This window comes from Mesorhizobium sp. LSJC285A00 (genome assembly GCF_000503155.1).
Lineage (GTDB): Bacteria > Pseudomonadota > Alphaproteobacteria > Rhizobiales > Rhizobiaceae > Mesorhizobium.
The window spans coordinates 59,928-81,517 of record NZ_AYVK01000023.1 but is presented as its reverse complement, the minus strand read 5'-3'; the positions used below and the strand labels follow the sequence as shown (position 1 = coordinate 81,517).

At 58.6% G+C, this 21,590-nt stretch carries 16 protein-coding genes; 4 read left to right on the top strand and 12 right to left on the bottom strand.

Annotated elements, in window-relative coordinates; all coding sequences use genetic code 11:
* Positions 1-248: 248 nt before the first annotated feature.
* Entirely contained in the window at positions 249-1,679 is a 1,431-nt protein-coding gene (locus X726_RS150410; RefSeq protein WP_023670912.1) for a hypothetical protein, read from the top strand.
* A 291-nt stretch (positions 1,680-1,970) separates the two neighbouring features.
* On the opposite strand, the gene X726_RS150415 is transcribed toward X726_RS150410, so the two are convergent.
* From X726_RS150415 to X726_RS150455, 9 genes are all read right to left on the bottom strand, one after another.
* Positions 1,971-3,308 carry an HlyD family type I secretion periplasmic adaptor subunit gene (locus tag X726_RS150415; RefSeq protein ID WP_023670911.1) on the bottom strand — a complete coding sequence of 446 codons (1,338 nt, stop codon included), beginning with the start codon at positions 3,306-3,308 and terminating at the stop codon, positions 1,971-1,973.
* A gap of 26 nt (positions 3,309-3,334) precedes the next feature.
* Entirely contained in the window at positions 3,335-5,047 is a 1,713-nt protein-coding gene (locus tag X726_RS150420) for a type I secretion system permease/ATPase (RefSeq protein WP_023670910.1), read from the bottom strand.
* Between the two features lie 334 nt (positions 5,048-5,381).
* The gene (locus X726_RS150425) at positions 5,382-6,296 is read right to left on the bottom strand and encodes a class I SAM-dependent methyltransferase (protein WP_245260773.1); all 915 of its coding nucleotides are present in this window, start codon (positions 6,294-6,296) and stop codon (positions 5,382-5,384) included.
* 71 nt (positions 6,297-6,367) lie between these two features.
* Complete coding sequence (locus tag X726_RS150430) at positions 6,368-7,627, bottom strand: polysaccharide biosynthesis/export family protein (RefSeq protein WP_023670908.1); 1,260 nt, start codon at positions 7,625-7,627, stop codon at positions 6,368-6,370.
* Positions 7,614-8,891 carry a hypothetical protein gene (locus X726_RS150435; protein WP_023670907.1) on the bottom strand — a complete coding sequence of 426 codons (1,278 nt, stop codon included), beginning with the start codon at positions 8,889-8,891 and terminating at the stop codon, positions 7,614-7,616. Before X726_RS150435 ends, X726_RS150430 begins: the two co-directional genes overlap by 14 nt.
* Complete coding sequence (locus X726_RS150440) at positions 8,888-9,892, bottom strand: SDR family NAD(P)-dependent oxidoreductase (protein WP_023670906.1); 1,005 nt, start codon at positions 9,890-9,892, stop codon at positions 8,888-8,890. The genes X726_RS150435 and X726_RS150440 overlap by 4 nt, the downstream gene beginning before the upstream one ends.
* 44 nt (positions 9,893-9,936) lie before the next feature.
* Positions 9,937-10,581 (bottom strand): sugar transferase, encoded by a 645-nt coding sequence (locus tag X726_RS150445; protein ID WP_023670905.1) that lies wholly within the window; start codon positions 10,579-10,581, stop codon positions 9,937-9,939.
* A 26-nt stretch (positions 10,582-10,607) separates the two neighbouring features.
* Complete coding sequence (locus tag X726_RS150450) at positions 10,608-11,759, bottom strand: DegT/DnrJ/EryC1/StrS family aminotransferase (protein ID WP_023670904.1); 1,152 nt, start codon at positions 11,757-11,759, stop codon at positions 10,608-10,610.
* A 49-nt stretch (positions 11,760-11,808) separates the two neighbouring features.
* Positions 11,809-12,537 carry an NDP-sugar synthase gene (locus X726_RS150455; protein ID WP_023681041.1) on the bottom strand — a complete coding sequence of 243 codons (729 nt, stop codon included), beginning with the start codon at positions 12,535-12,537 and terminating at the stop codon, positions 11,809-11,811.
* Between the two features lie 634 nt (positions 12,538-13,171).
* On the opposite strand from X726_RS150455, the gene X726_RS150460 reads away from it, so the two are divergent.
* Entirely contained in the window at positions 13,172-13,849 is a 678-nt protein-coding gene (locus X726_RS150460) for a response regulator transcription factor (protein WP_023670902.1), read from the top strand.
* A 101-nt stretch (positions 13,850-13,950) separates the two neighbouring features.
* On the opposite strand, the gene X726_RS150465 is transcribed toward X726_RS150460, so the two are convergent.
* Positions 13,951-15,669: a PAS domain S-box protein gene (locus tag X726_RS150465; protein WP_023670901.1), complete on the bottom strand. Its 1,719-nt coding sequence runs from the start codon at positions 15,667-15,669 to the stop codon at positions 13,951-13,953.
* Positions 15,670-15,923: 254 nt separating this feature from the next.
* Between X726_RS150465 and X726_RS150470 the strand changes: the two genes are divergently transcribed.
* The gene (locus X726_RS150470) at positions 15,924-16,601 is read left to right on the top strand and encodes a helix-turn-helix transcriptional regulator (protein ID WP_023689781.1); all 678 of its coding nucleotides are present in this window, start codon (positions 15,924-15,926) and stop codon (positions 16,599-16,601) included.
* 159 nt (positions 16,602-16,760) lie between these two features.
* On the top strand, positions 16,761-17,897 hold the full coding sequence (locus X726_RS150475) for an NAD-dependent epimerase/dehydratase family protein (protein ID WP_023670899.1): 1,137 nt from the start codon (positions 16,761-16,763) through the stop codon (positions 17,895-17,897).
* 49 nt (positions 17,898-17,946) lie between these two features.
* Here X726_RS150475 and X726_RS150480 read toward each other — a convergent pair whose 3' ends face one another.
* A complete protein-coding gene (locus X726_RS150480; protein WP_081731308.1) occupies positions 17,947-19,152 on the bottom strand; it encodes an acyltransferase in 1,206 nt (401 codons plus the stop codon).
* Positions 19,153-19,373: 221 nt separating this feature from the next.
* Positions 19,374-21,542, bottom strand: coding sequence for a polysaccharide biosynthesis C-terminal domain-containing protein (locus tag X726_RS1000000168120; RefSeq protein WP_031200192.1), 2,169 nt, complete (start codon positions 21,540-21,542; stop codon positions 19,374-19,376).
* Between the last annotated feature and the right edge of the window lie 48 nt (positions 21,543-21,590).

The window sequence follows — 21,590 nt, the reverse complement described above, 5'->3', positions numbered from 1 at the left end:
TGTGCCCAGGCAACACACCATCGACGCCAAGACGATGGCAAGAAGGGGAGTCGCGCAGTCCTCAAGAATAAGTCAGCAGGCACCTAGACCGATGTAGGGCCTTCCAATCGCAGCTCTCGGCTCCTCGCGGCGCCGGCGCCCTGGCATCGTTTGATTGAACGAAGACGCTGAGTTGAGCTCTCGATACAAAAGCATCTCAGTCCTCGTGCCTCAATGGTTCCGGGCATGCGGCTGCAGGGGATGAAGTCATGAAGTTCAGGGATTTGATCAGACGCGCCGAGGACAATGTGGAGAGGTCGTTCGACGATCTCGAAGCTGACTTGGCTAACGCTGTCGACCAGTGCCTCGATTTGGAGGATGTCGCCGACGTGCCAAACATGGCAGGCGACAACAACGAACAGGATGACAGCGTACGGAGTGAGGGCGGTGCCGGCGACGACGATGATAGCTCGCCGATACCAGCGCATCGGCTGACCTCACACACGCAGAGCCGAATTGCTGCCGTGAGCTCGTTTAACGGCTTGTTCCACGATGCCAAGCTCCATTTCGAGGACATCAACGCAAAAATCTCCGAAATTACAGGCACATGTCAACTGACGTTCGAGTTTTTTCACATCCTTCACGCGGACATTCTCCGTGCGAACGAACTGGAGCTGGCGAATCAAAATCTGATCGCAGATCAAAGGAACTTGTCGGAAAGACTCAATGACCTGAACAGACGGTACTGTGAGCGTCAAGGCACCATCGAGACATTGCAGCAGCGCCAGGCAAGCCTTGTTCAGGAGTGTGAAGTGCTCCGTGGCGCGTTGGCCGCGGCAAGGCTGGAGCTGGTCGAAGCGGCGAACACCACCACAAAGAACGAAGCGGAATTTGGCGACCTCACGAACATGCTTGCCGCCGCAAATGTCGAGGCCGACAGGCGCTCCCGAGAGAACAAACAGCTGCGTGAAAAAAATGTGAGCCTGTCTATTGACCTGGAAAAGGCCATGAAGCGGGAGGAAGAGGCACGGCATAGGCTGGATGCCTTCTCGACGATCCATGCCAACGAAGCTGCGCGAAATTCCGAAATTCTGAGTGCGCTCGGCAAGAGCGAAAAAGAGGCAATCAAATTGCACACCTCACTCGAGGTTGCGCAGGCCAAGTTATGGGAGGTGACCGAAGCAGCCAGGATTATGCGGGCGGACATGGATGGCGAGCTTCAACGCTGCCAGGCTGAGAACCGAGGATTGCGCTCAGAAGTTCAAAGCCTCCAATCGCGCTTCGAACTCGCCTCAATCGCAAACAACGAGGCCGCGGCCGAGATCGCCAGGCTCCAGCTACAATGGAGCGACGCCCTGGCGGAAAAACAGGTGACTGACGAAAGGTTGGCCGCACTCGCTGAGGAGGCCGAAACCAACAAGGTGAACCTTTCCAAGATCACCGCAGATTTTGCGCAACTGTCCATGCAGCAGGCGTCCGATCAGATTGAACTCGATGTGAGACGGCAGGAATGTGAGGACTTGCGGGTCGAAATTGCCTCGGTCAATGCTCGGGTCAGGGAATTGCTGCCCTACAAGAGGTCGCATGGAAGCGCGAACGCCTTGCCGCATACATCTGACGTGGCAAATGTAGCGGTGACTGCAGACCGAACGGTGCATGCCGCACGCCGTGTCCGCCGGAGGGCCCTCGCCGCGTCGTAGGGGCAAAGAACCTCTCCTCGTGAGGCAATTGCCCCTGTCGATGATCGTGGAACGGTATGCGCTCTTTGTTGCGCAAAAGATGACAGGACGCTAACGCTGTTGTCGGAGCAGGACTTGGTGAGGCGGCCAGGAAAATCCTGTTGGGGCCTTGTAGCCGGGACAATGTCCCAGACGAGCTCGCGCGTCGTCCGCCGGCGTCACCCCTGTCCGGCATCACGTCGCCTACCAGCCAGTATGTCAGCAAGCACGCCTGCAGTGTGCCCGCGGTCGACCGCCCACAGCCCCGCCATGTCATTGCCGGAAAGCCCTCGACATCTGGTCGGTAAGCGGCTTCAGCAGATAAGACCAGACGCTGTGTTCGTCCGTACTTATGTGAACCTCCGCTGGCATACCGGGTTTGAGCACTTTGGCATCGGTCAGACATGTGGACTTGTCTTCGACATTGATGCGCGCCGAGAAATAAGAAAGCTGGCGCTGTTGATCTTTTATCAGGTCCGCCGAGATGCGCTTGACAGACCCTTGGCAGGCAGGCGTGGTGCCGGCGTCGAAAGCCGGAAACCGGATCGAGACCCGCTGACCTGGACGAACGTCATCTATGCGCGACGGCGCAATCAGCGCGTCGACCACAAGGTTGCCGGTGTCAGGGACGATCATCATCAGAACTTCGCCCGCGGCAACCACGCCGCCGATCGTGTGAATGGAAGATTCCTGTACCGTTCCCGATTGCGGAGCGCGGATGGTGGTTTTGGCCAGTTCGTCCTGTGCCACAACCTTGCGCTCGCTGAGTTCGGTCTGCTTGGCTTCCGTTTCACGAAGTTCGCTCGTTACGTCACTACGCCTTTGTTCATCGAGCTGAAGTATCTGCAGTTCGGTCTCGCTGATCCTGGCCTGCGCCTCGGCAACCGCCGCCGCGAGGCGCCCTGATTCTCCGTGCGCCCGGGTGGCATCCAGTCTGATGTTGCTAAGTCGCTCTTTGGACACCAGCTTCTTTGTAAAAAGCGCCTGTACATCGACAAGATCGCCATCCAGCAGGACCACGGATTGTTCTTCCGCGGTCTGTTGCGCCTTGAGGCCCTCAACTTGGCGTTCGAGTTGCTTTGAGCGGCTTTGCAACTGTGCCTTCTGCCCGTTGAGGGCCGTAGCGCGGCTTTCGAACAGCGTGCGCTCACCGTTCACCAAGGCAGCCAGTTCCGGCTCGCCCATTCGCGCTTGAAGGCTGAACGGAAGCTGCATCTCCGACAGGCCTTGCCGCTCTGCCTCCAGCCGCACAAGCCGAACCGTTGCCCGATCAAGATCCTTGCTAATTATCTGCAGATTGGCCCGTGTCAGTGTGTCGTCCAACCGTGCCATCACATCGCCGGCCCGTACATGATCCCCGTCTTGCGCGAAGATGCCACCTATCGTGCCGCCCGTCAGATGCTGCACCTTCTTTATGTTGCTCTCGACCACCACGGTCGCCGGCGCAATTACCGCGCCAGCAATCTTGGTCAGACCGAGCCAGAGCCCGCCGCCGGCAAGCAACATAACCGTGACCGCCGCACCCAGGATCAGGTTGGCCCCGATTCCATCGCGCGTGCCCGAAATCGCGTTGCGCCGGCTCCCATTGCCGATCGGGGCCGATGGAGCCATCGTCGCCTCAGACAAAAAAATATCCCTCATGCATGACCGCTCACCCCTTTGTGCATCGCGACGGCCGCTGCCGGGCGTTCAACAGGCGCAGCAAAGGGGCGGATGACGTTGGCCAGGACCTCCTCGCGTGAGCCGAAGGCGTGAAGCATCCCATTGGACATTACGAGTACCCTGTCGATATTGGTAAGGGCAGAAGGACGGTGCGCAACTACGATGACGATGCCTCCACGTCTGCGCACTGCCAGGATCGCACCGGCCAAGGCGGTATCGCCATCGACGTCCAGATTTGAATTCGGCTCGTCCAGAACGACAAGAAACGGATCGCCGTAAAGTGCCCTTGCAAGCCCTACGAGTTGCCGCTGTCCAGCCGACAAGGCTGTTCCTCCCTCGCCCATGCGTGTTTGAAAACCGTTCGGCAATCGCAGGATCATTTTGTCGACGCCCGCTGCCTTGGCAGCTGCAAGCACGCCCTTGGCGTCGCCCTTCCCGCCAAATCGCGAAATGTTGTCGGCAACCGTTCCATCAAACAGTTCGACGTCCTGGGGCAGGTAGCCAATATGTGCGCCAAGGTGTTCTTGGTCCCATTGGTCAAGCGAGGCGTCGTCCAGCCTCACCGTGCCGCGAAGTGGCTGCCAGACGCCCACCAGCGCGCGCACAAGCGTGCTTTTGCCAGAACCGCTCGGGCCGACAACGGCCATTCCCGTCCCTGCAGCCAGGCGGAAGCTGACATTGGCTACCGTCGGTTTTTGCTGGCCCGGTGGCGCTATAGTCAGGTCCTCGACCGCAAGCTCCGCTTGGGGGCGCGGAAGTTCCATATGTTCGTCCCGGTCAGGAAAAGCGGCCAGGGCCGTTGCCAGTTGCGAATAGCTTTGCCGGAACGCGGCGAAGCCTCGCCAGTTCGCGATAGCGGCGTCAACAGGAGCCAATGAGCGGCCCAGCAAGATGGAGGATGCGATGATCACGCCTGGCGAGGCTTCGCCTCCTATCACCAGGTAGGCACCCAGTCCAAGAACGCAGGACTGCAAGGCCAAACGCAGTGCCCTAGAGAGTGCCCCGGTGGCGCCGACGACGTCGGAAAGCTTCTCTTGGTGCCTCAGATATGCGTTATTGATCTCGCCCCAGCGGTGGGCAAGCCGTGCGGAAAGGCCCATCGCGCGTACGACCTCCGCGTTGCGGCGTCCGGATTCGGCGAGATTGCGCTGCGACACCAGCGTCTCGGACGCGCGTGTCACCGATGTGCGGCCAAGAACTTCCGCCATGACCGTGAGCAGCACGACAATGATCGCACCGCTTGTGGACAACAGACCGAGCGCAGGATGCAGGAAATAGATGATCAGCAGGTAAAATGGAATCCACGGAGCGTCGAATATAACAGTCGGCCCCATTCCGGAAAGGAAGCCGCGTAGCTGATCGAGATCACGGAGGGGCTGTATCCGGTTCGCATCCTGCCCGCCAATGAGCGGCAAGGACAGCGAGAGGCCGAACACCCTCTGCTTCAAATTCCTATGGACACGATTGCCCACTCGAACCAGCAGGCGCAGCCGCACGAAATCCAGCAGCCCGTAGACAGCGTAAAGACCCAGCATTCCGATGGTGAACCCGACAAGCGTCGGAACGCTCTGCGAAGGTAAAACGCGATCGTAAATTTGCAGCATATAGACCGAGCCGGTCAGGGCGAGAAGGTTTATGACTGCCGAGAAGACGCCGACGCCTACCAGGCCAGGCACGGTCCCAAGCATTGCGCCTCGCAGATCCGACGAACTCCTTCCAGCAGGGTTCATGGGTTTCGACCTCCCGTGAGAGATCGTTGCGCAAGCTCACTGGCCCCACTGGGCACGGACAATCTCTTGCTGTTCAGGAGCGTATCCCCTTAGCCTTCTAATATTACGCCCCACTAACATGATTGGACTTTAGTCAAAATGTAGCAAAATCGTGGCGCTGACCCGAGAAACCCGGAACCCACATATTAAATCGGGGGAAAACTGCCGTTCCACCGTATTTAGACGGGGTTTCATGCCGGGCGAGCCACCCCAAGAAAACCGCTGCCTGCCGTTTTCGGGGCTTTCTCGGGATTTAGCGCTTCCTCGCAACAACCAGGAAGTGTTGCGCCAGCTGGCCAGGAACGCAAAGCCTTCTGCAGGCCTTCTCGACAGGCTGCATCATCATTTCACAGAACCCTGGCAACAGGTTTCCCGGCCGAGGCAGGTAACCGTACGGTATCGTCTGCTCGACGGTGAATCCCGAGGCAGTCAGGAGGGCCTTGAACCTCGCTGCGCTCAGCGTGTGGCGAATTGTGCGTCCAGACACTCGATTGAGCAGCCGGCACGCCAGGCCGACGGGCGACGTCGCATTCATGTGAACGTTGCACACAAGCCGCCCGCCATCTTTCAGGTGCTCATTGATCGCTTTCAGTGCATGCCATTTCAGTTCATCCTCTGCGTTCAGGAAAAAACGAAATGCGGTTACCACATCGAACGTCATACCCAAATTCTCCCTTGTCACGTCGACGTGACGCAAACTCACATTGGGCGGTACTTGAGCGCTGTCGAGCATAGTTCTGGAAACGTCGGCGCCAACCACCTCGCTGAAGAGGCCGGCGGCTACCTCGGCGATGCGACCTGTTCCGCATGCGAAATCGAGGCAGTTTCGGCTCGCTCCGCTCAAGGGGCGAAGAACGTCGAGGATCAGGGGCTTTTCGATGTTCTCCCAAAGCGCGCCATAATAGCCGAAACTGTGCGTTTTGTTGTAATGTAGGCCGTAGCCGGGCGCGCAATGGCTGGTCCTATAGCCGTCCGACACCCAGCCGCCCTGCGCATTGCTCTCCTTGCTGGACGTAAATTCCTGCCAATTTCCGGACTCACCGGCGCGCGACCTGGACCGCACAATTCGCGCTGACGGCATATGGGAAGCATAACTTGCAGACTGCGTCATCTGATCCGCGTTCGTTGAGGGTGTCAGGGTCGCTCCCTGGTTGAAAATGCGCCTCACCTTGGATCTCCGTTCAGTTGGGTTCGCCCCCCCGATAGAACAGTAAGCTCCGCACGGACTGCGCTGACGCCCTATTGGACTGCCACACTTTGCAGTTCACTGCTGAATCTGGCTTCGAGAGTATCCCCCGGCAGCACAATCGCATCTTCGTCAACCAACAGCTTGCGCCATTCATTGCCGATCTTGCGCACGATGGTCACCTGGGCCCGTACCGTTTCGCCGGCAATCGGCAATGGCTGTGTGGATGCTCCGGTCGGCTGCAGCTTCTCGCTGGCGGCATGGAGCCTGGCGGTGACATCCGCTAGCCGAGCGTTGGTGTCCTTCAGATCCGTCAGCAAGCCAATCCTTCTTTGATTGTCGTTGCGTTCGTGCTGTCTGACAAAGTCCTCCTGCTGGCGTCGCGCCCTCATCAGTTCGACCGAGGTTTGAAGCGCGCCGCTTGAAGATAAAAGCAACGCGCGCCTGACATCCGCGAGCCGGGTGTTGGTCAGATTGCCTGCATCGAATGCCTTCGTCACTCGCGCCAAATCTTGCTCATCCGCCTTCACGCTCTCGCCCTCGACTCGTTCGCGTTTCTGCAAAACGCCAATTTGCTCGGCAGCGTCCGTCCGGCCCTTCTCCAGAAAATCCTGCTCTTGCCGGAAATCACTCAGCGCAACCTTCAGCGCCTCTGCTTCAGCCTGTGCCATCGCGGCTACAACGCTCGGCGAAAGAGGTGATCCCTGTGGTGTCTTCTTGTCGAAATCCGCCTGGCCCTGAAGCTCGGCGCGAATGCGGGCGGCGTGAAGGTATTCTTTCGTGTAATCTCCCCAGAGCATTTCGTAATCGCGCTTGAGATCAACCGGATCAGGCCCGGCCTGGCCTGCCCGTGATCGCAAAAGACTGAAGCCGCCGGAAACGGCCAGCGCCTGCCGTACAGTCATGAGCGGACGGTAGGCCTGTTGTCCCGGGGTGAGCACATCGCCCGTTACATAGATCGGGCGATAGTCCGCTATGATTGCTGTGACATCGTCGGGCTCGACAGTAACTGTCTGCTCCCGCCCGTCAGTCAGACGCACGTGAAAAATCTTGCTTGGCAAGAGCTCTTGCATTCGCCTTTGCAATTGAGACGCCGTCAGGCCTGCGACCATGATCATCCCCGCCTCCGGAAGGGCGATATTGCCATCCATCTGGACTACGGCGCGCTGCGTCCGATCAGGGATCGGCGCTATTCCTATCTCGACCGTATCGCCAGGTGACAGTTGATAGGGCTCGACCTCGCCTGCGCAAGCCATCGAGGTTAGCGACATCATCACGACTGCGCCAAGAACGTATCGTCTACTGAAGGTCATTTGCGACAATCTCCTTCCGGTCGAACACCGGCTTCAAAGGCCATTCAACACGAGTAACGAAATCGTATACCGGGCCACCGGGCACGCCCCAGTTGCTGGACCAGACCACCTGGGTGCCGTCTGGAGACGGAGAGGCATGCGTCTCGCTCCAGTAGTCGAAGGGCGCGTTGTGCGTGTCTGCGACACGGCGGACCTCTCCACTGCCGTCTAGACGCAGCGCAATGACTTGCTGAGCGTAAGGCGCCCAATCCGGGTGCTGCGATAGTTCGGCTGGCGTGCCGCCATAACTCAGAAACACCCAGCCGGGCCTGCCGAGCGACCTGAGTGACGCATGCATGGCCTCGCCATATTTCATCAGCGAGGTAGCCTTGCCATCAGCCAAGCGGCGCTTGATCACCTGATATTTGTCAGGATCCGATTTGCTGATCCCGACATAGATTTCGCTTCCGTCGGAATCGACCGTCATGTCGCCATGGCCTGGTCGATGGTGCTCCATCCACTTCTGGCGCAATATGCCGTCTATGGAGAAGACGAAACTCGCTTCGATTCCGTCCGGTAATTGCTGGGAACACACTATGTTGATTCCGAGTGGTGAGATCGAGCAGGAGCCGGTTGTTCCCGGGAATTCGGCAAGATCGATATCGGGGAATTTCTGCCGTAGCTTTAGATCGTAGCCAAAGACCACCGCTCTGCCGTCATTGTTCGTTGCACGCACCGCAATCCGACTGCCGTCGCGGCTCGGATTGCCTTTGTTGGGTCCAAATTTGAGGTTGGAGTACGCTGCGGAGGCAAACACGACGTCCTCATGATCGGTACGTGGCGCCCATGTCGCAATCTGCCGGCCCCCGACGCAGATCATCAACTCGGGATCGGTGGGATGCCATTCGCATTCGGTAGCGCGGTTGCGGTGGAACAAAGGCAAGTAGGTTTGTCCGTCGAGAAAGCACAGGCCACCGCAGCCATTGGCGATCAGGAGCAGGCTCTGGTCGGCATTCCAAGCCTGTGCGCTTGAGTAGCGGTGGGTGCAGTACTTCTTCCCGCATACACCTGCCCGGCCGAGAACGCCCGGTCTGGTGATCCGTGCGAAAACCATGCCAGACCAAGGATCCCTTGTTTCGTGCACATAGCCCGGCAGGTTGTCCACAACCGCTATGGCCGCCGCCTCCGCTGCCTTGCTTTGACGGCCGCCGGCAACGTAGATGTTGGGAGATATGGCACCGGCAGCCAGCAACAGCGCCAACGCATGACGGCCGCCCAGGGTCATGTCATGTAACCCACTTCGCGCCGTACCCGGCCTTCACTAAGGCGCTCGCGCCACCACGTGATTGTTCGCTCCAGCCCATCGCGCAGGCTGGTCTGTGTCCGCCATCCAGTCTCGCGTTCAAAGCGCGAGGAATCGGCGAGCAAGGCGCGAACTTCGGAATTTTGCGGCCTCAGGCGGCTTTCATCACGACGGACCGGCTTTTTGCAATCGGTCAAATTAAGAACAATGGCCAATACGTCCGAGACGGTCGCAGCGCGTTGGCTGCCAGCGTTGTAGGCGTGGCCGAACTCGAGCTGGGCGAGACCTGCGGTCAGGAACGCTGTCGCGGTGTCTTCGACATAGGTCAGGTCGCGGATCGGGCTGGTATCCCCGACCATGATCGCAGGACATTTCGGGTCGAGGACTTGCCGGATAATGGTCGGCACGATGGCGCGCTCACTCTGGCGCGGGCCATACGTGTTGAAGGGTCGCATGATGACCACAGGGACATCGAACGACCTGGCGTAGGACTCCGCCATCATGTCAGCGCCGATTTTGGACGCCGAATACGGTGACTGTCCCTGCAGGGGGTGTGTTTCGCCGATCGGCATGGTTTGGGCAGTTCCATAGACCTCGCTCGTCGAGGTATGGATCACCCGCTCCGTCTCCCACAGGCGCGCCGCTTCGAGGACATTCACCGTGCCTAAGATGTTGGTTTCCACATAGGACTGGGCAGCGGCGTAGGAGTATGGAATCGCAATAAGCGCCGCCAGATGAAAAACCGCGGCTTGGCCGCGCATGATCCGGTTAAGGAACGCACTGTCGCGGACGTCACCACGGACGAGCCTCAACTGGCTGCGGATGGTGTCCGGCAGATCGTCTAGCCATCCATGGCTGTCGAAGGAATTGTAAAGGGCAAGGGCTGTGACATCTGCCCCGTTGCGAACAAGCGCCTCCGTGACATGCGAACCGATGAATCCGTCCGCGCCGGTCACCAGGACTTTCTTTCCATTGTAGCTCATCACTGCGCATTCCTTTGGCTGTTTGGAACGCTTCCCTTGGATATTCAAACGTCGATCGGCGGTACCGGAACCCAACCGACCACTGCCAGCACTCCCCGCACCATCCACGCGAGGTCGGAGACGATGGTGCGTCGCGGATAATATGAGAGGTCCAGTGTTGCCTTGGCGGGGAACATGACCTCCCGGTAGAACACGATCGGATCTACGGATTGGGGGAAGTAATGCGCTTCGTGCCGAAAAACGACCTGGGCTGGTCCCAGCAGGCCTGGCTTGTATTGCAGCACGGCCCTAAGCTCGCCCCGGAAACAATCGGCGAAAGCCAGGCTCTCGGGCCGTGGGCCGACGATCGCCATTTCGCCTTTGAGGACATTCCACAGCTGCGGTAGTTCGTCCAGCTTCGTCGCTGCGAGAAAGCGGCCAACGGTGGTCATGCGTGTATCGCCCACGACCGTCAGCGCAAGGCCTTGAGAGCCGCAGTTCACACCGAATTTGCGAAATTTGTACATGCGGAAGGTTCGGCCGCCGGCCCCGATGCGGGTCTGAGCGAACAAGATCGAGCCACCGCCCTCGAGCAGAAGCGCTCCGGCGATCAGCAGCATCAATGGCGCCAATGCGACGGTAGCGATGCCCGCCACCGCAAGATCGATTGCGCGTCTCGCAAAGCCGTGATCAGGATTGGGAACGAACATCCGGTGAAAGGCAGGGTCTAACGCATTCATGCAGCAGTTCCTCTTTGGGCGCCTGCTTTGAGCGCGCCTGTTTTGAGCGCGGCTGCCAGGGCAGCCACGACTGATTCGGCGGCGGCGGAAGTGATCTGGGGGTGCAGCGGAATTGTGAGCTCTCGCTCAGCGAAATCCTCTGTTCGGGGCAAACTCACGCCGGGAAAGCGCTCGCGGTAGAACGTCATTTGGTGCACCGGCGGGTAGTGGATGGTGGTTTGTATGCCCTGTGTCCGCAGCTCGTCGATGACATCCTGCCGGCTCGCGTAGCGCGGCAGGACGATCGGCATGATGTGGTAAGCCGACGTCCGGGGTTCGCTAAATGGAATGACAATGGCTGGGCAACGGTCCGCGATCAGGCGTCGGTACAAGACAGCTATGATACGCCTGATTTCGTTCCACTCTTGCAGGTTCTGCAACTGAACCAGCCCTATTGCCGCTCGCATCTCGTCCATTCGGTAGTTGAACCCGAGCATCGTGACATCATATTGCGGCGTACGACTGTTCAGCCGCTGATGCGTCCCCGTGGTCATTCCGTGCCCGCGGGCCAGGCGAACCCTGTCGAGCAGATCGGGGTCACGTGCAATCACGGCGCCCCCTTCGGCCGTTGTCATGTTCTTGTTGCCATAGAAGCTGAACGCGGCCGCGGCGCCGAAGGTCCCGACTTCCCTAAGCCCGGGCGCGTGCGCAGCGTCCTCGATGATATGCAGCCCGCGAAGCCGGGCGAACCGCTGCCATTGTTCCCGATCGGCGAGATACCCGGCGAAGTGAACGAGAATGACCGCTTTCGTGCGCGTCGTGCACCGCGCTTCGGCTTCCGCAACCGAGATCAACGGCACGTCGACGGACTCGATGTCGACGAAGACCGGCGTCGCCCCTACATACAGCACCGCATTCGCCGTCGCCACGAACGTCAGCGAAGGAACCAGTACTTCGTCGCCAGGGCCGATGCCCAAAGCATGGAGGAGAAGATGGAGCGCTGCGGTGCAGGAACCAACCGCGACGCAATCTCGCGCGCCATGCATGCTGGCAAAGGCCTGTTCGAACTCTCGTACCCTGTCCCCCATCGTAAGCCAGCCGCTATCAATCACCTGCGACAGGGCTGCCTTCTCTGGCACGCCTAGGATCGGGGCGCTCACCAAGAGCATCTTGACCTCCTGAAAGCCTTGTTAGTGGCTAGACCTCTGCATCAGACTTTCATGCGGCTGCAGCGGCAGCCGCGACCTCGATTGAGGACGACTGATCTTCCCAGGCAATTGCCTGTGCATTCTGGAAGTCATCGACACGACCGATGTCGAGCCAAAGACCGTCATGCTTGTAAACATGCACGGTCGTGCCGCCCTGCATCATCTGCAGCATCAGGTCATCGAACCCAAATGGGATCCCGGACGGAATGAACCGCAGGACATCTGGGTTCATGCAGTAAATACCCATGCTGACGAGATGGGAAAGCGTCGGCTTTTCCCGGAAGAGCTGGACGGTATTGTCGATCTCGTCGATGACCCCGAAGTCCATCTTGATATGACGGCACGCCGTGGCGATCGTAACGGGATCCCTATGCAAGCGGTGCGCGGCTACAAACCGGCTCAGGCTTAGATCTGTGAGGACATCGCCGTTCAGAACGACAAATGTTTCGTTCAGTTCATCCCTAATCAGAGAGAGAGGTCCGACGGTGCCGAGTGGCTCCATTTCCTGGGTATATTTGATCTTCAAGTTCCATTGCGATCCGTCGCCGCAGACGCTCCGGATCAAATGTCCTAGATACCCTGTCGTAATATATACCTCTTCAATGCCGTTGCGCCGCAGCCACTTCAAAAGCAACTCAAGAACAGGCCTGGCCCCTATCGGCATTAATGGTTTCGGCAGGACCGATGTAAACGGTCGAAGGCGCGTACCCATCCCACCACATTGAATCACCGCTTTCATTCGATCCTCCTGATCTGCAGTTGGCTTTGTTCGGGATCGGTGTTCCATTGTCCGGCCAGGGCACACCCTCAAATCCGGCCAAACCTCGGCGGCAATCCGAACATCATATGCGAAAAGGTATGTGACAGCCGGGGCGGCTGTCGTCGTGCATTCGAATGGTAGGGATTCAAAACGTTCAAGGTATTAGATGGCCACGAGATCAACAGCCGATAGAAGCGCGATTGGGCACTGATCATGACGCCGATAAAACGAAAGCAATTGCTTTCAAGAAAGCTGCGATCCGCCAGGGCCGGACCGGCCTACAGGTCCGGCGACAGCGGGTGGCGACATAACAGATGTCACATGATTACGATGGTCCTGAACAGCTGGCTTTGGACCCAGAAATGGGAAACCGGCATCGTTTTGCGGACGGGCACCGCACGCCAGGGTTAAAAATCTATGGATGAGCTTCGCAATTTAGTATTATATTAGACGTTCTGGATGTGCGTGGATGGGACGCTGCGGACATCACTGTGATGCGTTGACCAGTGGATGGCCGCCATTTTAGGACCACCACGGATTGTCGATCATAGGCGAATGGGAGGTTCCAGCGGGTTTTCTCGTCGGGAACCGAGTAACGCGTTGGGGTAGTTGCATGGCTCGGATCGTCATTGCCGACGATCACGGCTTATATCGGCGTGGTCTCCGGCTGGCTCTCATGGCTGGAATTCCAAGCGCCGAAATATTCGAAGCTTCGTGTTTCGATGCCGCGGTCAATCTTCTAGAGGAGCAGGCTTCCATCGATCTTGCGATCCTCGATCTGAACATGCCTGGGCTGTTCCATCAGGAAGTGCTCAGCGACTTTATGGCTGCCTATCCTGACACTCGCTTTGCGATCGTTTCCGGGGATGATTCCCGCTCGGAGATACTGACCGCGCTTTCGATCGGACTTCACGGGTATATCGTCAAATCGCAGAGCGACGAAGAAGTCGTGCTGGCTGTAAACGAAATCCTCGCTGGCCGGATCTATGTGCCATCTCTGCTATCTCGAACGTCTGCCGACCAGAGATCGCATGCCCCCCCACCTCCGGTTCAAAATCCCAGCCGCCGGCACGAGGGCTCGGGCGACGTCGCTAGGCTGACGTCTAGACAGAAGGACGTCCTCAAGCTGATGGCAGAGGGGTACTCGAATAAGGAGATTGCCCGCAATCTGGACATTGCCGAGGCGACAACGAAAATCCATGCCGCAGCCGTGCTGCGTGAGCTTGGGGTTAGAAACCGTACCGAAGCAGCTGTGTTGCTCCAAAGCTGGCTGACGAGACAGGCGAGTTGACGTATGCCCCTCGAACCGGCCCGAGTTTGCTTGCAGGAAATCGCAGCAAAGGGCCCACACCATCGGTTAATTGGCCAATTCGGCTTCGACTTGGAGGGGCTCTATTGCAATCCAAATTCCTCAATTTCTTTGCGCGATACACGCAGCGAATATCGAAGGCCATCTTCGGTTATTTCCATATTCGGGGAATGCCCGACAAGCGGCGTGCTGTCCACACCGATTATCAGTGACCCGAACCCGCGGCGTACGACTTTTGAACTCTTCCGTCGGCCCGATTCCACCCAATCGAACACGAGGTCGTCACCTTCGTCCTCGGATGCAAATCGCCACTTAACTTCGACCTTGCCATTCGGGTCACCCAGCGCACCATGTTTCACCGAGTTTGTCGTCAACTCGTGAAGGATCATCGCCAAGCCCTCGGCGGCGCCGCTTGGCACAGTGAGGGAAGGTCCACTGATCGTAATGTCGCGTGTCTCCTTGAAGGGCTGCAATTCCCGGTCCACGAGTTCATGGAGCATCCCTGACAGGTTGGCATGACGAGAAAGGATGCGATGGGTCGCCTCCAGTGTTCGAATCCAATCGATCAACATCTCCTTGTATTTGGCAACATCATTGTCGGGAATATCGATCATGTTGACCAGAGCTCTGATCACTGGAAACACATTGCTGAACCGATGGCGCTCTTCGCGCATTATGCGCTCGCGTCTCTTTACGGCGGCGCGAAGCAAAGTTGTTTGTCGACGTTCGGTCAGATCCGCCGCCACCCCGATGCGCATTTTGCGGTCGCCGTGCTCTTCCTGCCGTCCACGCAATGCAATCCAGCGTGTGTGACCATCCACTTGCCGGACGCGAATCTCGACGTCAAAGTTCAATGCCGATGAAGGCTTTGCCGAGGCGGACAACTTCGGCCAGTCGACGGGATGGATTACGGCCGAGAGTTCTTCCAAGCGGCGGACTGGGGCCGGGGGCAGACCAAGAATGTCCCAGAACTTGCCGGAGCCGGCGACTGTCCCATCCTCAATGTCTATTTGCCATGTGCCCAGGCGCCCGGCAGATACGGCGAGATCGAGCCATTCCTTCTGAGCCCGAAGGGCCTCGCGTGCCGCTTGTCGCTCGGAAATATCGTCAATCACCGCGAATACGCTCTCATTTGGCGCCTCTTCCGGCCGCGACGAAGACAGGGCCAGGTGAGCCCAGAATGCCGTGCCATCCTTGCGCAAAACGCGGATATCCGTAGCAGACGCGGTCCCATTGCCCAAATCTTGCAAAAGTTTCCGCACAGTACCTCGATCGTCGGGGACAATGAGTTCCTCCAGCTTGAGTTGGGCAAGTTCCTTGTGCGCGTAGCCGGTCATCTCCAAAAGCCGTCTGTTCGACTGCAGCAGTTCGCCATGGCGATTGGTATTAGCAAAGCCCAAGGCGGCAGCGTCGATGGCACCGAGCCTCGCTTCTGCCACCCTGAGCGCACCATGCAGATCTTGTCGCAGGCGGTGGAACACAGCTGCGATCAGGCTACCCGAACCCAGAAGGAAGACGGCCCCGGTCCAGTCTCCACCAGTGAGGTGACCGTCCAACAGGTGTCGCATCCACAAGCCGGCGACCGCCATCAGAAGCGTTGCTGCGATGGCAACAAAACGGCCCTCAAGATACACGATGACAACGGTTATGGGGATAAACGCAACAAGCGGCAACGGCTGGCCGCCATATACCGTACTTATCGCCTCGAATGCTATCGATGCTGCAAACACCAAAAGCGAAGCTAGATGAGCCCACGTAGTGCTCGACACATTCGATTTGAGCCAGCGCAGGTCCGAACCCATGCGCAAAGACTACAACTTTCGGTCTAGTCCGTCGAGACTAGGCCGAAGGGGTGGCACCTAATCCCAATGCCCGATTGCCATGACTTTGCCGGCGAATAAAATCATGGTGTCAGGAGCGCTCTTCAGAAAGATATATCCAAGAGACGCTGCGGAAAAACCATTCGCAGATTTCTCGCAGTATGTGGAAATTCAAGTTGAAGCAGCAACTTCATCAGATTTGATTTGCGTCAGTAGCAATGGGTTGGGTGGAAGCGATGACACTGATTGAAACGCGAAACGATGCGCTTGCAGGCAGGCAATACATTGTATTGAACGATACCCGCCACGAAAGGCCGATAAGCCTTGTGGACCGGCCGGACGCAAGGGTCGGCGGATCTCGACGACGCAGCCTGGAATCCATCACCGGCATGCTTGATCGTATGGGTTGCGGCTATCTCGTCCTGGACCGAGACAAGAAAGTAATAGAATGGAACGCTGCCGCTCGGGACACCCTCGCACGCCAGGGCGAAGCAACTGATACAGCCGTCGAGCTTGCTGCCGGGTTGAGGCGGCTGGTCGCGAATGTTCCGGTCCACCTCCAGCCGGGCTCACTCTCATGGGTAGTGATCCACAGCAGAGGCGACAGGCCGGTGACCATGAACGAGACGGGCGTCGTTACACCGGACGGGACAACCGTCGTCGCATTGCTGGACCGGGATAACAAATCGGCGGCCAACCCTCGCACGTTGCAAAGGATGTTCGGTTTGACCAGCGCGGAAACGCAGTTGGCGCTACGCCTCGCCCATGGCGACGCGCCCCTGGAGATCGCCCGTAGCTGGCATCTCAGTCGCACGACTATTCGCTCTCAGCTCGCCTCGCTGTTCGCCAAGACCGACACGAGGCGTCAGGCGGAACTAGTGGCTCTTTTGGGGCGCATTTCGGTTTTGCCATGAGAAATCGACTGCTGTCTGCATCCGCTTTGATTCAGACAGCGGCGGCCCGCATTGAGCGCGCTGTCGCGTAGATCACAAGGCCGGCGGCGCCATTTCCGATCGTTCAAGCGCTGCCGAGATAGCGCGGAACGCGGAACCTGGAAACGGGAGTGACTTGCCATGGCCGAAGCAGATTCGAAGGTCAACAAGCTGGCGGATATCGTTCACGCGCTGCAGGATGGTGCTGCGTCGAACGTTACGCACACGGGGCCGATCATCGTCACGGGCGCCGCTGGGTTCATCGGATTTCATGTTGCGTCACGCCTTTTGCGGCTCGGCGCCGAGGTCATCGGCGTCGACAACTTCACGCCTTACTACGACCTGAAGCTGAAGGAGGCGCGATTTACACGGCTCTGCGCCGAGCCGAGGTTCACGCCGAAGCGCTTCGACCTGGCGGACCGGTCGCTGGTGAAAGCGCTGTTCTGCGAATTCCAGCCATCGCACTTCGTGCATCTGGCCGCCCAGGCCGGGGTGCGTCATTCGCTCGTCGACCCGCATGCCTATGTGGAGTCAAACATAGTCGCATTTCTCAACGTTCTGGAGGGCTGCCGACACGCGGGCGTCAGCCATCTCGTTTATGCCTCGTCGAGCTCCGTATATGGCGCCAATCGACGCATACCCTTTTCCGAGCATCATGGTGCCAATCATCCGGTGAGCTTCTACGCCGCCACCAAGGCCGCCAACGAATGCATGGCGCATTCCTACAGCCATCTGTTCGGCTTCCCCGTAACCGGACTGCGCTTCTTCACCGTCTATGGCCCCTGGGGCAGGCCCGACATGGCAGTCTATACTTTCACCCATGCCATCGCCGAGGGCCGAACGATCGAAATCGCCAATGCCGGGCGCGTATGGCGGGATTTCACCTATATCGACGACATCGTAGAGGGGGTTGTTCGCGTGCTCGCCAAACCACCGTGTCAGGATCCCGGTTGGGACGGTCGCGCTGCCGATCCTGCCACTAGTTCGGCGCCATATAGGCTCTACAATATCGGCAATGATCGGCCGGAAGAAATCAACCATCTGATCGCGCTCATCGAGACGGCCCTTGGTCGCCGCGCCGTTCGCGTCAACGTACCTTTACCGCCAGGTGACGTCCTGGAAACCCGCGCCGATGTCAGGGACCTCCGCCGCGCCGTTGGCTTCGCACCGGCGACAACACTGGAGGACGGCGTGCAACGTTTCGTGGAATGGTATCGGGAATTCCATGCACGCCCTGTGGGGCAGGTGCGACCAGCTGGCCTTCCGGCAACGGCATAGTGAGCACAACGCCGCCATTTCCTTGGTGTGACAGGGTGGCGGCTCGCCTTCAATCTGTCTTGGGATACGCCGGCACTGGAAGGGGCCCAAGCTGCCGTCCTGTACTGTGCCCGACCCCCAAAAGGCGCCGCGCATAGCGGGTGAGCGGCTTCTCGAACAGACGATGGGTGATAAATGCCACGCCGAGGGTTATCGCCAAGGCCGAACCGATGAAGGCCCACGGACCGAGCACAAAGATCAACCCTGTACGCCAGAACAATATGCGCATGGCGCGGATCACGAATGGATGCATGAGGTAAAGAGCGTATGACGCATCGCCAACGCCAGCGGCCCACCTCGCCGCCACGCTGTCATGCCTCAGTTTACCCGGCGGTGCCAAGGCAGCACTCCAAACAATTAGAGACGCCGGAATGCCATACACGACAGAGCGACCAAAGCCGGCCGAGATATCGGGAAACGCCGCCGCAAGCATCAGGGCACCCAGTCCCGTTGCGGCCATACAGGCCCTGATTGGGCCGGAAGGCCGCAGGCCTGAGGCGCACATGACCCCGATCATCGCGCCGAAAGCGAATTCGAGGATGATCGGATTGGTCCAGAAACCCCAGGGCTCAGGCAAAGGAGCCCCAAGAGCGCCCGAGAGCACCATCCCAACCAGGATCGCGAGCAGGACCGTAACTGCCCACCGCATGGGCAGCACGATCGTCGCCGTGAACAGCACGTAAAACAGCATCTCATAATTGAGCGTCCAACCCAACTCGTAGACCGGCTGAACGACGCCGTCAGGGCGACTGGCCGGAACGAATAAGTAGGATTCGACTACAAACCTGAAATCGACGTAGCTCTGGTTGAGAAGATTTGGGGCGGCCACCGCTACCGCAATGTAGAGCGAGGTGAGCGCCCAATATAGCGGGACAATTCGCGCGATCCGGCGGGAAATGAAGAGACGCGCGCCCCCGGGCTTTGCGAACAGCTGTCGCGACGTATGCACCATGATAAGCCCGGAAATCACGAAGAAAATATCGACTCCAGCGCTCCATGGTATCGGATTCCAGCTCTGAAAGGTGCGGCCGGCCTGTAATTCCAGGGTGGCCGCATCATGCTGGGCGTGTCGCAGCGCGACCGAACTAGCCGCGAGGGCGCGCAGGACCTGGACCTGGGTGAGGGTTTCGCGTTGGCTGCGCTCGACAGGCGTCGATCTCTCCGAGCGACGGCGCACTGCAGGCGCCGAGGCGCTCGCCATTCGGGCTTGTTCCATGGATGCTCCGCAGATTGTGAGCACACCGTGGTGCACCTCCGAAACTGATGCATCCTTCAAATGACGGACACCGCCCGCAAAGTATCGGCTGCCCGCGGGGACGCGGGTGTCCGGAACAGGTATACGCCGAAGCGTCTGCGCAGCCCTATGGCCTTTGTGCGATCCGGGCTTCGTGACTTCCTGCCCGAACGACGGCGATCACCGTAGCGAAAACAGTGGTCTCATTTGCTCGCCCTCAAGAACCAATGCCATTGACGGGCATCGACCGCGCTCGGCCTCATCGACAGCAAGGCAAAAACCAAGCCTGGCATGATTTTCAGTCGCTTGCGGATATAAACGGCCATGGCAATGCTCCAGATGCTCAGTGCAAGTGCCACACCCACCGCAGCGCCAAGCAGGCCGTACACCGCAACTCCGGCTGCACAGGCAATTATATTGGCCACTGCACCCGCTACCATCGTCGTTGCCGCAGCCCATTCATTTCCAGTCATGGTCAGGAGATTCTGTTGGGGCCCGCACAGCGCGACAAAGACATATCCCAAAATCAGAACCCGTGCGATCGGCGCTCCCGCGCTATAACCCTCACCGAAATAGCTCAAGAACGGCTCGACTATCACCATCATTGGGACGGCCACCAGGATGGCACCGCCAGCAGAAAGCAGGGTTGCGCGCGCGAACAGCTGTTGTAGGCCTCTGCGATCGCCTCTGACGTAGAGATCGGCTGCTGTTGGCGAAAACATGGTTGCCACGGCGATACGGGACAGGCCCACGAGCATCGCGACATTCAAGGCCAGCGCGAAAATACCCGCTTCAGCAATATGGCTTGTCCAGCCCAAAACCAGGACTCCTGCCCGACTGACGAAAACATCGAGCCCAGTGATGAGCATGAGCGGGGGGACGGCAAGCCACCATTCCCTCGAGGCATAACTTGGCTTGGCGTGTCCCAGGCCGGGTGGTTCAAACCTCCTAGCGATGATGAACACCAGCGCCGCTGTGAAAGCGGAACTCACAAGCACCGCCAGCGTCACCGAGGGCGCATCCACTGTTCGAAATCCCGACAATGCCAGGAGCGCTACCAACACGAGCAGGAGCCCGTCTCGCATGATGCGCTCCGGCAACAACGCCGAGACAACGCCGCCGAAAGCACGCACAAGCGTGGCTCCGAGAGCATAGGCCGTAACCAAGGGCACAGCCATCATGCCGAGCACGATGCTTGTCTCAAGCCCTCTTTCCGTTGGATCTGAAAGGAACAGGACGGACGCAGCGCCGATCATCCCGAACAAGGTTGCCGCTATCAGCGATCTCTGCAGCGCAAATCTTATCACGCCGCGGGCCAGATCAAGCCTGCCACTGGCCCTATAGGCCGGGAGGAAACGCAACAATGATACATTAAAACCAAGCGTTGCCAGATAGGCGAGCACTGACGTCCAAGCCTGAACGTAGGAATAGATGCCGTAGTTGTGAGGTCCAATAAGGCGTGCAATTGCCAACTGGGCAAGACTGGTCAAACCAGCGCCACCAATATAGATCAGCAGGGCGAATATGCTTGCCCAAGCGAGCCGCGAGCCCATGTCCTTGTTGCGCGGCGGTGCGGTTGCTGAACCAGTTACATCTGCGCGATGAGCCGGCAACTCAATTTGCTTTTCGCTGACCGCCCTATCGAAGCGCGACAATGCAGAAAGTATTTGTCTCTCAATCCGACAAATACTTTTAAAGGTCGATGGACCATCGGTGTTTTCGACGGAGATGATTTCCCGGCCAGATGTTGTCAGGAGGTCATGCATCGCTTCAAAAACGGCGAACGAGCGCATGTTCACGTTCAAGTCGGCCTCGAAAATCCGTTCCGCCGGCGGCTCAAGCTCCATCCGCCGACGAAGGCGACTTTCCACGACCGCAGCTGGCACCAAGAGCCTGACGGTGAGATCGGCCGCCGGTGCGAGGCTGAGCGCCTTTTCCAGCGCTCTGGGGTTGGTGCTCCCATTAAACATCGCAAGCGAACCAATCGCTTGAACATATCCTTGATCGAAAATTATAATTTCGGGCGATTGCTCAGCAGACTTCCAGCAACGCGAAAGGTGCAGGATGTATCGCCAGATTCGCGCGCGCCAAATTCGGTTTCTTGGCGGTATCATCCTCACCATTGCAAAGGAATTGGAAATATCATCGGCTCGCCCTGCCGAAAAAAGCAGTATTCTGGAGGTTGAAAATATCGCCGATACGATCCGTGATATGAATAGCAAGATTCCGAGGTCATATTTGGCGGCCCTGGTGCTTGGCTTGTAGCTGAGAGCGACCTTGGCGTGATACCCTTTCCCGCGCAGCTGCTGCGCAAGCGCATGTGCGAAGGTTGTTTTGCCGGATCCTGGAGGTCCGAAAAATTCAATGATCATCGTGTAGCTGGCTCGATTTAGGGGCGCGATCGCTCCCTGGAGCTTCTG

What these genes read in the sequence shown, in the direction of transcription:
- X726_RS150410 (WP_023670912.1), top strand. Translation starts at nt 249, where the DNA reads ATGAAGTTCAGGGATTTGATCAGACGCGCCGAGGACAATGTGGAGAGG.
- X726_RS150415 (WP_023670911.1), bottom strand. Translation starts at nt 3,308, where the DNA reads ATGGCTCCATCGGCCCCGATCGGCAATGGGAGCCGGCGCAACGCGATT.
- X726_RS150420 (WP_023670910.1), bottom strand. Translation starts at nt 5,047, where the DNA reads ATGCTTGGGACCGTGCCTGGCCTGGTAGGCGTCGGCGTCTTCTCGGCA.
- X726_RS150430 (WP_023670908.1), bottom strand. Translation starts at nt 7,627, where the DNA reads ATGACCTTCAGTAGACGATACGTTCTTGGCGCAGTCGTGATGATGTCG.
- X726_RS150435 (WP_023670907.1), bottom strand. Translation starts at nt 8,891, where the DNA reads ATGACCCTGGGCGGCCGTCATGCGTTGGCGCTGTTGCTGGCTGCCGGT.
- X726_RS150440 (WP_023670906.1), bottom strand. Translation starts at nt 9,892, where the DNA reads ATGAGCTACAATGGAAAGAAAGTCCTGGTGACCGGCGCGGACGGATTC.
- X726_RS150445 (WP_023670905.1), bottom strand. Translation starts at nt 10,581, where the DNA reads ATGTTCGTTCCCAATCCTGATCACGGCTTTGCGAGACGCGCAATCGAT.
- X726_RS150450 (WP_023670904.1), bottom strand. Translation starts at nt 11,759, where the DNA reads ATGCTCTTGGTGAGCGCCCCGATCCTAGGCGTGCCAGAGAAGGCAGCC.
- X726_RS150455 (WP_023681041.1), bottom strand. Translation starts at nt 12,537, where the DNA reads ATGAAAGCGGTGATTCAATGTGGTGGGATGGGTACGCGCCTTCGACCG.
- X726_RS150460 (WP_023670902.1), top strand. Translation starts at nt 13,172, where the DNA reads ATGGCTCGGATCGTCATTGCCGACGATCACGGCTTATATCGGCGTGGT.
- X726_RS150465 (WP_023670901.1), bottom strand. Translation starts at nt 15,669, where the DNA reads ATGGGTTCGGACCTGCGCTGGCTCAAATCGAATGTGTCGAGCACTACG.
- X726_RS150470 (WP_023689781.1), top strand. Translation starts at nt 15,924, where the DNA reads ATGACACTGATTGAAACGCGAAACGATGCGCTTGCAGGCAGGCAATAC.
- X726_RS150475 (WP_023670899.1), top strand. Translation starts at nt 16,761, where the DNA reads ATGGCCGAAGCAGATTCGAAGGTCAACAAGCTGGCGGATATCGTTCAC.
- X726_RS150480 (WP_081731308.1), bottom strand. Translation starts at nt 19,152, where the DNA reads ATGGAACAAGCCCGAATGGCGAGCGCCTCGGCGCCTGCAGTGCGCCGT.
- X726_RS1000000168120 (WP_031200192.1), bottom strand. Translation starts at nt 21,542, where the DNA reads ATGATCATTGAATTTTTCGGACCTCCAGGATCCGGCAAAACAACCTTC.